Here is a 13,411-nt window from a genome sequence, read left to right on the forward strand (position 1 = left end):
TTCTGACCGTGCCTCCGGAGCGGCCGCCCGGGCGCGCCGCCTGGCGGTCGCCGGGGCGGGGCGCTCAGGCCGAGGAGACCACCTCGTAGGCGCCGGGCTCGTCCACGGCGAGGGCGGCGAGCGGCATGAACCGGAGCCGCACCTCGTAGGCGCCGAGCGCGCGGCGGTAGTGCCCCGCCCCGTCCCATTCGGTGACGAGGGCCCACAGGCCGGGGTCGTCGACGGTCCGGGCGAGGCGTCCGGAGCGGAAACCGGTGCTGGCGGCCAGCGCCTCCAGCACCGCGGTCATGCTCTCGGCGAAGCCGCCGGACTCCTCCTCCGGCACCCGGTACCGGGTTATCGCGATCATCCGTCCATCCTGGCAGTACGTTGGGCGTGTGGAGACGAGAGGTGAGCGCGGGACGGGGCTGCGGGCGGCCGTCGAGCGGCGCAGCGCGGCGCCGGTGGTGTTCCTGCACCGGCTGCCGCGATGGGTCCTGCTCGCCGCCGTGTTCGTGCTGCTGGTGGTCGGCATGGCCGGGACCGGCTGGGTGGCCGCGGCCGGGCTGCTGGCGCTGGCCGCGGCGCTGGGCTGGTTCGCCTACCTGAACTGGCCCGCGCTGGACGGCTCGGGACGGCTCCTGCGCGTCGCCGCACTGGTGGTTCTGGTCGGGTTCGCCCTGGGACGCGGCATCGGTCGGTTTTGACAACCGTTTTCATCTTCGTCCATAATCGCAACGTGCCCCGTATCCGCGCAGCCCTGCGAACCGCCACGGCCGCGGCCGTCGCCCTGGCCGGCGCGGCGGCGGGCCTGACGGCCTGCGCCGACGCGGGCGCGGACGTCCCGCCCGGCAGGACCGCGGTGGTCGCGTCCTTCTACCCGATGGCCTGGCTGGCCGGGAAGGTCGGCGGCGACGACGTGTCCGTCCGGACCCTCACCAGGCCCGGAACCGAGCCGCACGATCTGGAGCTGACGGCGCGGCAGGTCGCGAACGTCGAGGACGCCGACTACGCCGTCTACGTCAAGGGCGTCCAGCCCGCCGTGGACGACGCGGTCCGCAAGCACGCGCGGGGCAGGTCGCTCGACGCCGCGAGTCTCGTGCCGAAGCTCCCTCCGCCGGGCGAGACCGACGACGAAGAGGCCCACGACGGGATTCGGCACCAGGAGGCGCCCTACGACCCGCACATCTGGCTCGATCCGAGCCGGATGGCGACCGTGGCCACCGCGCTGGGCGAGCGGCTGGCCGCCGCCGACCCCGAGCACGCGGCCGGCTACCGGGAGCGCGCCCGCTCCACCGCGCAGGGGCTGACCGGGCTCGACCGCGAGTTCCGGGACGGGCTGGCCACCTGCGCGCGGCGGGAGATCGTGACCGCGCACGCCGCGTTCGGCTACCTCGCCGACCGCTACCGGCTCCGGCAGATCCCGGTCGCGGGGGTGGACCCGTCCGGCGAGCCGTCCCCGAAGAGGCTGGCCGAGCTGGCGCGGCTCGTCTCCTCCACCGGCGCGACGACGGTCTTCACCGAGACACTGGCGAACCCGAGGGTCGCCGGCGCCCTGGCGCGGGAGGCGGGCGTGCGGACGGCCGTGCTCGACCCGGCCGAGGGCGTGGCGGACGGGGCGTCTGGCGACTACTTGACGATCATGCGACAGAACCTGCGGGCCCTGCGCCCCGCCCTGGAGTGCTCTTGACTACTTCTCCCGCCTGAAGGCAGGGGGTTCCAGCGGTCGCCCGCTGGGTTTCCTGCTTCACCGACGACCGCCCCATCCGGGAGGTGCCCCGTTGAGGTCCTACACCGTCTCCACAGGCGGTCACCGCCAGCCCGGCGGCCAGGATGTTGCGCGCCGCGTTCACGTCGCGGTCATGCACGCTGCCGCAACCGCACGTCCACTCCCGGACGTCCAGCGGCAGCCCCTCGCGGACGGTGCCGCAGGTTCCGCACAGCTTGGTGGAGGGGAACCAGCGGTCGACCACGACCAGGTCGCGGCCGTACCAGGCGCACTTGTACTCCACCATCGAGCGCAGTTCCGCCCACGCGGCGTCGGAGATGGCGCGGGCGAGCGTGCGGTTGTTAAGCAGGTTGGCAACGGCGAGGTCTTCGATCACGACCGTTTGGTTCTCACGGACGAGACGGGTCGACAGCTTGTGCAGGAAGTCACGGCGCCGGTCGGCGATCCGCGCGTGCACCCGCGCCACCTTCCGGCGAGCCTTCTCCCGATTCGCCGAACCGGGTACCTTGCGGGCCAGGTTCCGCTGCGCCTTGGCCAGGCGGGCGCGGTCACGCCGCTCGTGCCGGGGGTTAACGATCTTCTCCCCGGTCGACAGGACCGCCAGGGAGGTGATCCCGGTGTCGATCCCGACCGCCGCGTCGGTGGCGGGAGCGGCCGGGATGGTGTCCTGGCACAGGATCGAGACGAACCAGCGTCCGGCGCTGTCGCGCGACACGGTCACCGTGCTCGGCTCGGCGCCCTCGGGCAGGGGACGCGACCACCGGATGTCCAGCGGCGCGGTCATCTTCGCCAGCGTGATGTGCCCGTCGCGCCAGGTGAAGGCACTGCGGGTGTACTCGGCCGAGCAACGCGACCGCTTGCGCGACTTGAACCTTGGGTAGGCGGCGCGCTTGACGAAGAAGTTGGTGAACGCGGTCTGCAGATGCCGCAGCGCCTGCTGCAGCGGCACGCACGACACCTCGGACAGGAAGGCCAGTTCCTCGGTCTTCTTCCACTGCGTCAGCAAGGCCGACGACTGCGCGTAGGAGATCCGGCGCCGCTCGCAATGCCAGGCCCGGGTGCGCTCCTCCAAAGCCTTGTTGTACACCAGCCGCACGCACCCGAACGTGCGCGACAGCTCGGCCGCCTGCTCGCCGGTGGGGTAGAAGCGGTACTTGAACGCCCGCCTGACCTGCCGCGCCATGACCCACGTTCTAGCAGCCCCGGCCCGAGCCGACCCGGCGGACGCCGAAACGTCCCGGTTTCCTCGAGCTGTTCCGCAGGAGCCCGTTCCCTCCCCGGCCTGAAAGCCGGGGTATCCACGGAGGAGACCCAATGAGCGCGACCACCGCCCCGCCGTTCGCGATGACCGGCGGGCACGTCCGGCGGGACGGCCGCGCGGTGCTCGCCGGCGTCGACCTGCGGGTGGAGGCCGGCGACGTGCTCGCCGTCCTCGGGCCGAACGGGGCGGGCAAGTCCACCCTCGTCCGGGCGCTGCTCGGGCTCGTCCCGCTGGCCGGCGGCCGGACCGAGATCTTCGGCGAGCCGCCCGCGCGGTTCCGCGACTGGCGGCGGATCGGCTACGTGCCGCAGCGGCTGCCGATGGGCGGCGGCGTGCCCGCGACCGTCCGCGAGGTCGTGGCATCCGGACGGGTGGCCCGGCGCTCGCGCTGGCGGCCCGCGCCGTTCGCCGACCGGGCCGCCGACCGCGCCGCCGTCGACCGCGCCCTGGAGACGGTCGGGCTGACCGCGCGGGCCCGCGACTCGTCGCACCTGCTGTCGGGCGGCCAGCAGCAGCGGGTGCTGATCGCCCGCGCGCTCGCCGGCGAACCCGACGTGTTCGTGATGGACGAGCCGACCGCCGGGGTGGACGCCGGCAGCCAGGCGGCGCTCGCGTCCGCGCTGCACGGGCTGGCCCGCGCCGGGCGCACGGTCGTCCTCGTGGCCCACGAGCTCGGGCCGATGGAGCCGCTCGTGACCCGCACGGTCGAGCTCGACCACGGCCGCGCCGTCCGCGAGACCGCCCGGCAGACCCTCGAAAGGCCCGCGTGAGCGAGATGCTGCACTACGACTTCATGCGCATCGCCCTGGTGATGGCGGTGCTCATCGGCCTGACCGCCCCCGCCGTGGGGACGTTCGTCGTCCAGCGCAGACTGTCCCTGCTCGGCGACGGCATCGGCCACATCGCGCTGACCGGCATCGGCCTCGGGCTGCTCACCAGCACCTCCCCCGTCCTCGCCGCGCTGGCCGTGTCGGTGCTCGGCGCCATCGCGATCGAGGTCCTGCGGGCGCGCAGCCGCAGCGGCGCGGACGTCGTGCTCGCCCTGCTGTTCTACGGCGGGCTGGCGGGCGGAGTGCTCCTGACCAGCGCCGCAGGCGGCGGCTCGGCGGGCCTGCAGTCCTACCTGTTCGGCTCGATCAGCAGCGTGACGGTGAGCGACCTGTACGTCGTCGCGGGGCTCGCCGCCGCGGTGCTCGCGGTCGTCGCGGTGTTCGGCCGCGAGCTGTTCCTGCTCTGCCAGGACGAGGAGGTCGCGCGGGCGGCCGGGCTGCCCGTCCGGTTCCTCAGCGTGCTGATCGCCGCGACCGCCGCGGTGACGGTGGTGATCTCGATGCGGGCGATCGGGCTGCTGCTCGTCAGCGCGCTGATGGTCGTCCCGGTCGCGGCGGCGCAGCAGCTCACGCGGGGATTCTGGAGCACCATGCTGGCCGCGATGGGGATCGGTGTACTGTCGGCCGTGGCGGGTCTGGCGGGTTCCTTCCAGTACGATCTCCCTCCGGGCCCCTCGATCGTGTTGCTGGCGCTCGCGGTGTTCGTGGCCGCGGTCGCCGGGGGCTCGGTGGTGCGCCGCCGGCGTGCCCGTGCCGTGGCCGGCGCCGTCCCCGCGAGGGGCGCCGGGCCCGGCGTCGAGCCGCGCGTGGATGCCGAGGCGGAGGTGCTAGGGGGATGACGACAGCCCGCCGGGACGCGGTACGTCAGGTGCTGGCCGGCTGCGAGGGCTTCCGCAGCGCCCAGGACATCTACGCCGACCTGCGCGCCGACGGCTCCAAGATCGGCCTCACCACCGTCTACCGCGCGCTGCAGGCGCTCAGCGACGCGGGCGAGGTCGACGTGCTGCGCACCGACGAGGGCGAGGCCGTGTACCGCGCCTGCCGCACCGAGCAGCACCACCACCACCTCGTCTGCCGCGGCTGCGGCCGGACGGTCGAGGTCGAGGGCCCGGCCGTGGAGCGCTGGGCCGACACGATCGCCGCCGAGCACGGCTTCACCGACATCACCCACACGGTGGAGGTCTTCGGGACCTGCGCGAACTGCGCCGCGAAGCAGTCCTGAAGTCCGAAAACGCCCTTCCCGCGCACTTTTTGCCGACCTGTCGCTGCCCTCTGAACTCGGACAGAGTCGGTATCTCACACGCTGCGTAGGCATTTCTTGTCAAATTGCTATATCTACTTCCCAGTAGCCCTATGTCATAAATGTCCCGTCGCCACGGCGGGCCCGACGGCGGGCCCTCGGGGGAGCGTGGCGCCCGCACGAGAGGGCGTTCATGACAAGACGGGCGTTCACCAGCCGAAGGACCGCGCTCCTGGCCTCGGCGACGTTGCTCGCGACGGCCGCCACCGCGCTCCCCGCCTCCGCACGCCAGCCGGCGTCCCCACCCGGTCCGCGCGCCGCCGCCGAGCACGCGCTCCGGGCGCTCACCGGCCGCGCCGCGGAGGTCCGCGGCGGCGGCGGGCAGGCGTTCCAGGTGGTCGGGGTCGGCATCGACCGCGACGGCACCTCCCACACCCGCATGACCCGCACCTACAACGGCCTTCCCGTCCTGGGCGGCGACATCGTCGTCCACGAGTCGGCGGCCGGCGCGTGGCGCGGCACCAGCCTCACCCTCGCCAAGGCGCCGTCGGACTCCAGCCCGGAGGTCTCCGCCAAGACCGCCGAGAAGCGCGCCGCCACCAAGAGCCGCAAGGCGGACGGCGCCCCCGCGCTCGTCGTGGAGGCCCGCACCGCCGACCACGCCCCCCGCCTCGCCTGGCGCGTCCAGACCGTCGGGAAGAAGGCCGACGGGACGCCCAGCCGCGTCTTCACCTCCGTGGACGCCGCGACCGGCAAGGTACTGCTGCGCGAGGAGACGATCCGGACCGCCGCGGGCGACGGGAAGTCCCTCTACACCGGGACCGTCCCGCTCGAGACGACGCTGTCCGGCAGCACCTACCAGCTGAAGGACCCGACGCGCGGCAACACCTACACCGGGGACGCCCAGAACGACACCGACCTCTGCTTCCTGAGCTGGTGCTTCCACCGGGCCCCCGCCACCCTGTTCACCGACGCCGACAACCACTGGGGCAGCGGCACGACGTCCGACCGCGCCACCGTCGCCGTGGACGCCCAGTTCGGCACCAACACGACCTGGGACTTCTACAAGAACGTCTTCGGCCGCACCGGCATCGCCGGCGATGGCAAGGGGTCCTACAACCGCGTCCACTACGGCAGCGGCTACGCCAACGCCTTCTGGGACGACTCGTGCTTCTGCATGACCTACGGCGACGGTGACGGCAGCCAGCTCGGCCCGCTCACGTCCCTGGACGTGGCCGCGCACGAGATGAGCCACGGCGTCACCAGCTCCACCGCGAACCTCACCTACAGCGGCGAGTCCGGCGGCCTGAACGAGGCCACCTCCGACATCATGGCCGCCGCCGTGGAGTTCTACGCGAACAACTCCAACGACGTCGGCGACTACCTGGTGGGCGAGGAGATCGTCCTGCCCGGCTTCGGCAAGGCCGCGCTGCGCTTCATGGACAAGCCCAGCAGGGACGGCAGCTCCGCCGACTCCTGGTCGACGAACACCAAGAACCTCGACGTGCACTACTCCTCGGGCGTCGCCAACCACTTCTACTACCTGCTGTCCGAGGGCAGCGGCGCGAAGACGATCAACGGCGTCTCCTACAACAGCCCCACGTCCAACGGCTCCACGATCACCGGCATCGGCCGGGACGCCGCCACGAAGATCTGGTACCGGGCGCTGACCACCTACATGACGTCCTCGACCAACTACGCGGGCGCGCGCACCGCGACGCTGAACGCGGCCAAGGACCTCTACGGCTCGGGCAGCACCCAGTACAACACCGTCGCCGCGGCCTGGTCCGCGGTGAACGTCAACTAGCCCCGATCCGGGCGGAACGCCCCGCGCCGGCCTCCGGCGCGGGGCGTTCCCGCGGTTCGGGTGATCCACCCGCCGCGCCATGGTGAAGAATCGGGGCATGGCTACGACACGAACCGCGAACGCGCACTGGGAAGGCTCCCTCCTGGAGGGGCAGGGGACCGTCTCGCTGGACTCCTCGAAGCTCGGCACCTACGACGTGACCTGGGCGTCGCGGTCCGAGGAGCCGAACGGCCGGACGAGCCCCGAGGAGCTCATCGCCGCCGCCCACTCCACCTGCTACTCGATGGCCCTCTCGCACGGCCTCGCCGGCGCCGGCACCCCGCCGGAGAAGGTCGACACCAAGGCCGAGGTCACCTTCCAGCCGGGCGAGGGCATCACCGGCATCCACCTGACCGTCCGGGCCAGCGTCCCCGGCCTGTCCGCCGCCGACTTCGAGAAGGCCGCCCAGGCCGCCAAGGAAGGCTGCCCGGTCAGCAAGGCCCTCACCGGCACCACCATCACCCTCGACGCAAGCCTGGTCTGACCGGCCGAGCCCGGCCGGGGAACGGGCGCGCCGAGCCCAGCCCCTTCCCGGCCACGCGACAACCTGAACAATCGCGATCGCGTCCGAAGGCAGTTTCGAGCGAAGCGAGAAACTGATCGCGCAGCGAGCCGTTAGGCGAGCCGGAGCGATGCAGCGATCGCACGCAGTTGGGGCGGGTCGGGCGCCCCCAGGCGCCCGACCCGCCCCAACTGCAATGAACACAGTCAGGCGCCCCCGGGCGCCTGACCCGAAAAGACCGCATTAGGCACGGCTCCTCCATAGCGGCGGTCGCGGGAGGCGTAGATCTCGCAGGCGTGCCAGAGGTGGCGGCGGTCGAAGTCGGGCCAGAGCGTGTCGAGGAACACCATCTCCGCGTAGGCCGACTGCCAGAGCAGGAAGTTGGACGTGCGCTGCTCCCCCGAGGAGCGCAGGAACAGGTCGACGTCGGGGATGCCGGGCTCGTCCAGGTAGCGGGCGAAGACCTTCTCGTTGATCTTGCCGGGGTCGAGCCGGCCGTCCCGGACGTCCCTGGCGATCGCCGCCGCCGCGTCCGCGATCTCGGCGCGGCCCCCGTAGTTCACGCAGAACTGCAGGGTGAGGACGTCGTTGTCTCGCGTCATCTCCTCGGCCGTCTCCAGCTCCTTGATGACGCTGCGCCACAGCCGGGGCCGCCGGCCCGCCCACCGCACCCGCACGCCCATCGAGTGGAGCTGGTCGCGGCGGCGGCGGATCACGTCCCGGTTGAAGCCCATGAGGAAGCGCACCTCGTCCGGCGAGCGCTTCCAGTTCTCGGTGGAGAACGCGTACGCCGACAGGTACGGGACGCCGAGCTCGATCGCGCCCATGATCACGTCGAAGAGCGAGTCCTCGCCGCGCTTGTGCCCCTCGGTGCGCGGCAGGCCGCGCTCCTTCGCCCAGCGGCCGTTGCCGTCCATGACGATGGCGACGTGCCGCGGCACCAGGTCCGCGGGGATCGGGGGCGGGGTGGCGCCGTCCCGGTGCGGATCCGGAGGCGATACGGCCCTGCTCAAACTCTCTCCCTATCGGTGTCGTCGTCGCGCGTCTCGCGCTCCACATGGCGCAGGGAACGGATCCCGTGCTCCAGATGCCACTGCAGGTAGGCGGCCACCAGGCCGCTGGTCTCCATCCGGTGGCGCTGCTCGCTGCCGTCGGCGTACTCCCAGTCGCCGCGCAGCAGCGCCAGCATCAGCGCGAACGTCGGCGGCGCCGGGGTCGCGGCGCCCGGCTGGCGGCAGTTCGCGCACACCGCCCCGCCCGCCGCGATCGCGAACCCGCGCAGCCCGCCGCGGTTGCCGCACCGGCAGCACTCGTCGAGCGCGGGCGCCCAGCCGGCGACCGACAGCGAGCGCAGCAGGTAGGCGTCCAGGACCAGCCGGGGGTCGTGGACGCGCTCGGCGAGCGTGCGCAGCCCGCCGACCAGCAGCAGGAACTGCCGCAGCGCGGGCTCGCCCTCCTCACTGGTGAGCTTCTCCGCGGTCTCCAGCATCGCCGTCCCCGCCGTGTAGCGGGGGTAGTCGCTGACGAGCGCCTCGCCGTACGGGCGCAGCGTCTCGGCCTGCGTGATCAGGTCGAGCGAGCGCCGCTCGTAGAGCTGCAGGTCCACGTGGGTGAACGGCTCCAGCCGGGCGCCGAACCTGGACCTGGTCTTGCGGACCCCCTTCGCCGCGGCGCGGATCCGGCCGGTCCGCCGGGTCAGCACCGTCACGATGCGATCGGCCTCGCCCAGCTTCTGGGTGCGCAGGACGATGCCTTCGTCGCGGTACAGGGTCACCCGTTCATTCTGACGCACGTCACCCGGTGCCTCGGTGCGCCGGGAGCATTTCCGCAGGATCTCCACAAGTCACTCAGTGACCCCGCTGCGCTTCATAACGAACACGCAACGTGACCGGATTCGGCCGTAGTGGTCCCCCGAAAGCCATGGCCCGCACGACGGGTTGCTGGCAGCGTTGTGGCATGAGATGCCACATCGTGCCACCGCACATGCTGGAACGGATCGCCCGCGATGCCGAGGACCCGGCCATACGCGGCCGGGCCCGCCGTACGCTGGCGCTCACCTCCGCCCAGTTCGTCGAGCGCCGGACGGCCGCGGCCGCGGCCCCCTCCCCGTCCGAGGACTTCGTCCCCAACCGGACGATCAACGACGCCGGGCACCGCGAGGAGCTGCCCGGCCGCACCGTCCGGGCCGAGGGAGCCCCCGCCACCGGCGACGCGACCGCAGACCGGGCCTACGACTGGCTGGGCGCGACCTTCGACTTCTTCGAGGCCGTGTACCGGCGCGACTCGATCGACGGCGGCGGCCTGCCGATGGTCTCGACCGTCCACTACGGCGACCGCTACGACAACGCTTTCTGGAACGGCGAGCAGATGGTGTACGGGGACGGCGACGGCGTCCTGTTCACCGACTTCACCGCCCCGCTCGACGTCACCGGGCACGAACTCGTCCACGGCGTCACCCAGTACGCCGCGGGCCTGGAGTACTACGGCCAGTCCGGCGCCCTCAACGAGTCGGTGTCCGACGTGTTCGGCTCGCTCGTCAAGCAGTGGCATCTCGGCCACGGCGCCGACCGGGCCGACTGGCTCATCGGGGAGGGCCTGCTCGCCCCCGGCGTCCACGGCGTCGCGCTCCGCTCCATGAAGGAGCCGGGCACCGCCTATGACGACCCGCAGCTCGGCAAGGACCCGCAGCCCGCCCACATGGACCACTATGTCGACACCTACCGCGACAACGGCGGCGTCCACATCAACTCGGGCATCCCCAACCACGCCTTCTTCCTCGCCGCCACCGCCATCGGCGGCAACGCCTGGGAGAAGGCCGGCCGCATCTGGTACGACGCGCTCACCGGCGGTTCCCTCGCCTCCGACGTCGACTTCGCCGGCTTCGCCGCCGCGACCGTGAAGGCCGCGACCGCGCTCTACGGAGCAGGCGCCGACGAGACCGAGGCGGTGAGCAGGGCCTGGACGGGGGTAGGAGTCTCCTTGGGGGCGAACGAGACGCAGTGAAGGTGACAGTCGTCCGCAGCGGTGGGTTCGCGGGGATCGAGCGGCGCGGCGAGTCCGACAGCGCCAGCGATCCCATGCTGTCGAGGCTCGTCGGCCGCGTCGATCTGAAAAGAGTGCCGCCGCCGGGCCGAATCCCCGACCAGTTCCTCTACGAGATCGATATCGACGGCGATCGGACCACCGTCGGCGAGACCCAGCTCCACGGCCCCCTCCGGGAGCTGGTCCACCACGTCCTCGGACGCATATGACCGTCCTGTCTCGGGTTCAGGCGCCCGGGGGGACCTGAACCCGAGGCCGCAGACCGCTCATCGTCCCTGCGCGCGGGCCACCCGGTTGACGGCCGACAGCATCGCCTTGAGGGACGCGGTGACGATGTTGCCGTCGATGCCGACGCCCCACACCGTCGTGTCCTCCCCGTCGCCGAACCGCACGTCGCACTCGACGTAGGCGGCGGCGCGCGCGTCGCCGCCCGCGCTCATCGCGTGCTCGGCGTAGTCCAGCACCCGGACGTGGATCCCGATCGTGGCGAGCGCGTCCTCGAACGCCGACACGGGACCGTTGCCGACGCCCTCGATCTCGCGGATCTCGCCGTTCACGCGGATGTCGCAGCTGAGCGCGTCCTTCTCGTCCACCCGGGACGTCGCGCGGTGCGCCAGCAGCCCGGCGCGCGGGCCGCCGGTGAGGAACTCCGCCTCGAAGATCTCCCACATGCGCTCGGGGGTGACCTCGCCGCCCGCGGCGTCGGTGTGCTCCTGCACGACCCGGGAGAACTCGATCTGCAGCCGGCGCGGCAGCTCCAGCGCGTGCTCAGTCTTCATGATGTAGGCGACGCCGCCCTTGCCGGACTGGCTGTTCACCCGGATCACGGCCTCGTACGTGCGGCCGACGTCGTGCGGGTCGATCGGCAGGTACGGGACCTCCCACCGGTACCGCTCCACCGGCACGCCTGCGGCCTCGGCGTCGCGGCGCAGGTGGTCGAAGCCCTTGTTGATGGCGTCCTGGTGGGATCCGGAGAACGCGGTGTAGACCAGGTCGCCGCCGTAGGGGTGCCGCTCGTGGACGGGCAGCTGGTTGCAGTACTCGACCGTCCGGCGGATCTCGTCGATGTCGGAGAAGTCGATCTGCGGGTCGACGCCCTGGGTGAACAGGTTCAGGCCGAGGGTGACCAGGCACACGTTGCCGGTGCGCTCGCCGTTGCCGAACAGGCAGCCCTCGATGCGGTCGGCGCCCGCCATGTAGCCCAGCTCCGCGGCGGCGACGGCCGTCCCGCGGTCGTTGTGGGGGTGCAGCGACAGGATGACCGAGTCCCGGTAGGAGAGGTTCCGGTTCATCCACTCGATCTGGTCGGCGTACACGTTCGGGGTGGCCATCTCCACCGTGGCGGGCAGGTTGACGATGACCTTCCGGTCCGGCGTCGGCTTCCACACGTCGTTGACGGCGTTGCAGACCTCGACCGCGTACTCCAGCTCGGTGCCGGTGAACGACTCCGGCGAGTACTGGAAGTAGATCTCGGTGTCGCCCATGTCCTCGGCGAGCTTGGCGCACAGCTTGGCGCCCTCGACCGCGATCGCGGTGATGCCGTCCTTGTCCTGCCCGAACACCACGCGGCGCTGCAGCGTGCTGGTCGAGTTGTACAGGTGGACGATCGCCTGCTTGGCGCCGCGCACCGCCTCGAAGGTCCGCTCGATCAGCTCGGGGCGGGCCTGGGTCAGCACCTGGACGACGACGTCATCGGGGATCCGGTCCTCCTCGATGATCTGCCGGACGAAGTCGAAGTCGGTCTGGCTCGCCGCCGGGAACCCGACCTCGATCTCCTTGTAGCCCATCCGTACCAGCAGCTCGAACATCTTGAGCTTGCGGTGCGAGTCCATCGGGTCGATCAGCGCCTGGTTGCCGTCGCGCAGGTCGACGGCGCACCAGCGCGGAGCTTCGGTGATCACCTGGTCCGGCCACGTCCGGTCGGCCAGCCTGACGGGGGCGAACGGCGCGTAGCGCTGGAAGGGCATGCCGGAAGTCTGCTGTTGCGGATACATCCTGTGAGTTCTCTCTGCTCGAACCTCGCGGCCGACGTCCACGGCGAAGCCCCGCAGCGAGGGAGCCGGCCTGCTTACAGGGCCCCGCTGCGGCCGCTAAGGAGGAGCAGCTCACGCAACACGTTCGCCAAGTTAACAGATGCCATCCGTGTTACGGAAACGAACGTCCGCATCCTGAGACACAACGTCCTCCCCCGCGGTCCTGCCCCTGTCAGGGTACGAGGACGGAGAGGCAGGTCACGCAACCGTCGAGCGCCTCGAACTCGCTGATGTCGACGCTCGTGACGCGCAGGCCGTCGGCCGCCAGCCGGGCGGCCGTGCGCGGCGCCGACGCCGCCATGAGGACGTGGTCGGGCCCCAGCACCACCACGTGGGCGCCCTCCGGTTCGCGGACGACCCGCAGGCACGGCAGAACCGACGTGTCCACCATCTCCGGGACGCCGATCAGGCCGCCGTCCGGCAGCGCGGTCATCGCCGACTTCAGGTGCAGGCAGCCGCGGATGTCCACCGGGACGACCTTCCGCCCGCCCAGCAGGTGCGCGAGCTGGCAGATGCCCTCCTCGTTGGTCCGGGCGCCGCGGCCCACGTAGACGGTGCCGTCGGCCTGCAGGACGTCCCCGCCGTCCAGCGTTCCGGGCTCCTTGATCCGCTCGACCCGCAGGCCCAGGTCGCGCGCGGCCTGCTCCGCGCCGGGGGTCTCGCCGCGGCGGCTCGGCGCACCCGACCGGCCGACGACGGCCAGGCCGCCGCAGACGACCAGGGCGTCCTCGACGAAGACGGCGTCGGGCAGGTCGTCGGCGGGCGCGACGGCGCGGACGCGCCAGCCCGCGGCCCGCAGCGCCGCGACGTACGCCTCGTGCTGGCGCGCCGCGAGCCCCACGTCCACCGGGCGGCGGTCCGCGTGGGTGACGATGCCCTCGGCGAGGCGCGGTCCGGGCGGCCTGACCAGTGCGCTGCCCGCGGAGGCGGGGCCTGCGGCGGAAGGCAT

The 13,411-nt window shown here is 72.1% G+C and carries 15 protein-coding genes; 9 read left to right on the forward strand and 6 right to left on the reverse strand.

The genetic code is table 11. From position 1 onward, the window contains the following. Window positions 1-64: 64 nt before the first annotated feature. A complete protein-coding gene (locus K4S16_RS05140; RefSeq protein ID WP_149257583.1) occupies window positions 65-349 on the reverse strand; it encodes an antibiotic biosynthesis monooxygenase in 285 nt (94 codons plus the stop codon). A 28-nt stretch (window positions 350-377) separates the two neighbouring features. Here K4S16_RS05140 and K4S16_RS45550 point away from each other — a divergent pair, with 28 nt between their 5' ends. Then, entirely contained in the window at window positions 378-686 is a 309-nt protein-coding gene (locus K4S16_RS45550; protein ID WP_235036579.1) for a DUF6703 family protein, read from the forward strand. Between the two features lie 32 nt (window positions 687-718). Next, on the forward strand, window positions 719-1,669 hold the full coding sequence (locus K4S16_RS05145) for a metal ABC transporter substrate-binding protein (protein ID WP_235036580.1): 951 nt from the start codon (window positions 719-721) through the stop codon (window positions 1,667-1,669). Here K4S16_RS05145 and K4S16_RS05150 read toward each other — a convergent pair. Continuing rightward, complete coding sequence (locus K4S16_RS05150) at window positions 1,620-2,891, reverse strand: RNA-guided endonuclease TnpB family protein (protein WP_149257585.1); 1,272 nt, start codon at window positions 2,889-2,891, stop codon at window positions 1,620-1,622. The genes K4S16_RS05145 and K4S16_RS05150 overlap by 50 nt on opposite strands. A gap of 131 nt (window positions 2,892-3,022) precedes the next feature. Between K4S16_RS05150 and K4S16_RS05155 the strand changes: the two genes are divergently transcribed. The 5 genes from K4S16_RS05155 (at window position 3,023) to K4S16_RS05175 (ending at window position 7,369) form a co-directional block, all read left to right on the forward strand. Then, complete coding sequence (locus K4S16_RS05155; protein WP_149257586.1) at window positions 3,023-3,739, forward strand: metal ABC transporter ATP-binding protein; 717 nt, start codon at window positions 3,023-3,025, stop codon at window positions 3,737-3,739. Then, the gene (locus K4S16_RS05160; protein ID WP_149257587.1) at window positions 3,736-4,638 is read left to right on the forward strand and encodes a metal ABC transporter permease; all 903 of its coding nucleotides are present in this window, start codon (window positions 3,736-3,738) and stop codon (window positions 4,636-4,638) included. Before K4S16_RS05155 ends, K4S16_RS05160 begins: the two co-directional genes overlap by 4 nt. Then, entirely contained in the window at window positions 4,635-5,021 is a 387-nt protein-coding gene (locus tag K4S16_RS05165) for a Fur family transcriptional regulator (protein ID WP_149257588.1), read from the forward strand. Before K4S16_RS05160 ends, K4S16_RS05165 begins: the two co-directional genes overlap by 4 nt. A 211-nt stretch (window positions 5,022-5,232) precedes the next feature. Then, window positions 5,233-6,846, forward strand: coding sequence for a M4 family metallopeptidase (locus K4S16_RS05170; RefSeq protein WP_149257589.1), 1,614 nt, complete (start codon window positions 5,233-5,235; stop codon window positions 6,844-6,846). A gap of 97 nt (window positions 6,847-6,943) precedes the next feature. Beyond that, a complete protein-coding gene (locus K4S16_RS05175; RefSeq protein ID WP_149257590.1) occupies window positions 6,944-7,369 on the forward strand; it encodes an OsmC family protein in 426 nt (141 codons plus the stop codon). 224 nt (window positions 7,370-7,593) lie between these two features. Here K4S16_RS05175 and K4S16_RS05180 read toward each other — a convergent pair whose 3' ends face one another. Together K4S16_RS05180 and recO are read right to left on the reverse strand one after the other, a co-directional pair. Continuing rightward, a complete protein-coding gene (locus tag K4S16_RS05180; RefSeq protein ID WP_149257591.1) occupies window positions 7,594-8,400 on the reverse strand; it encodes an isoprenyl transferase in 807 nt (268 codons plus the stop codon). Next, complete coding sequence (recO, locus tag K4S16_RS05185) at window positions 8,397-9,161, reverse strand: DNA repair protein RecO (protein WP_149257592.1); 765 nt, start codon at window positions 9,159-9,161, stop codon at window positions 8,397-8,399. The genes K4S16_RS05180 and recO overlap by 4 nt, the downstream gene beginning before the upstream one ends. Before the next feature lie 209 nt (window positions 9,162-9,370). Between recO and K4S16_RS05190 the strand changes: the two genes are divergently transcribed. Next, window positions 9,371-10,390 (forward strand): M4 family metallopeptidase, encoded by a 1,020-nt coding sequence (locus K4S16_RS05190; RefSeq protein WP_235036581.1) that lies wholly within the window; start codon window positions 9,371-9,373, stop codon window positions 10,388-10,390. Then, a complete protein-coding gene (locus K4S16_RS05195) occupies window positions 10,387-10,638 on the forward strand; it encodes a protealysin inhibitor emfourin (RefSeq protein ID WP_235036582.1) in 252 nt (83 codons plus the stop codon). The genes K4S16_RS05190 and K4S16_RS05195 overlap by 4 nt, the downstream gene beginning before the upstream one ends. 57 nt (window positions 10,639-10,695) lie before the next feature. On the opposite strand, the gene leuA is transcribed toward K4S16_RS05195, so the two are convergent. Further along, window positions 10,696-12,423, reverse strand: a complete 1,728-nt coding sequence (gene leuA, locus K4S16_RS05200; RefSeq protein ID WP_149257594.1) for a 2-isopropylmalate synthase — start codon at window positions 12,421-12,423, stop codon at window positions 10,696-10,698. 211 nt (window positions 12,424-12,634) lie between these two features. Next, complete coding sequence (ddaH, locus tag K4S16_RS05205; RefSeq protein ID WP_149257595.1) at window positions 12,635-13,411, reverse strand: dimethylargininase; 777 nt, start codon at window positions 13,409-13,411, stop codon at window positions 12,635-12,637.

The organism is Actinomadura sp. K4S16, assembly GCF_008327685.1.
GTDB lineage: Bacteria > Actinomycetota > Actinomycetes > Streptosporangiales > Streptosporangiaceae > Spirillospora.

Coding starts and splice junctions, on each gene's coding strand:
- K4S16_RS05140 (WP_149257583.1), bottom strand. CDS start 349: ATGATCGCGATAACCCGGTACCGGGTGCCGGAGGAGGAGTCCGGCGGC.
- K4S16_RS05150 (WP_149257585.1), bottom strand. CDS start 2,891: ATGGCGCGGCAGGTCAGGCGGGCGTTCAAGTACCGCTTCTACCCCACC.
- K4S16_RS05155 (WP_149257586.1), top strand. CDS start 3,023: ATGAGCGCGACCACCGCCCCGCCGTTCGCGATGACCGGCGGGCACGTC.
- K4S16_RS05165 (WP_149257588.1), top strand. CDS start 4,635: ATGACGACAGCCCGCCGGGACGCGGTACGTCAGGTGCTGGCCGGCTGC.
- K4S16_RS05170 (WP_149257589.1), top strand. CDS start 5,233: ATGACAAGACGGGCGTTCACCAGCCGAAGGACCGCGCTCCTGGCCTCG.
- K4S16_RS05175 (WP_149257590.1), top strand. CDS start 6,944: ATGGCTACGACACGAACCGCGAACGCGCACTGGGAAGGCTCCCTCCTG.
- K4S16_RS05190 (WP_235036581.1), top strand. CDS start 9,371: ATGCTGGAACGGATCGCCCGCGATGCCGAGGACCCGGCCATACGCGGC.
- leuA (WP_149257594.1), bottom strand. CDS start 12,423: ATGTATCCGCAACAGCAGACTTCCGGCATGCCCTTCCAGCGCTACGCG.
- ddaH (WP_149257595.1), bottom strand. CDS start 13,411: ATGCCTTCCGCCGCAGGCCCCGCCTCCGCGGGCAGCGCACTGGTCAGG.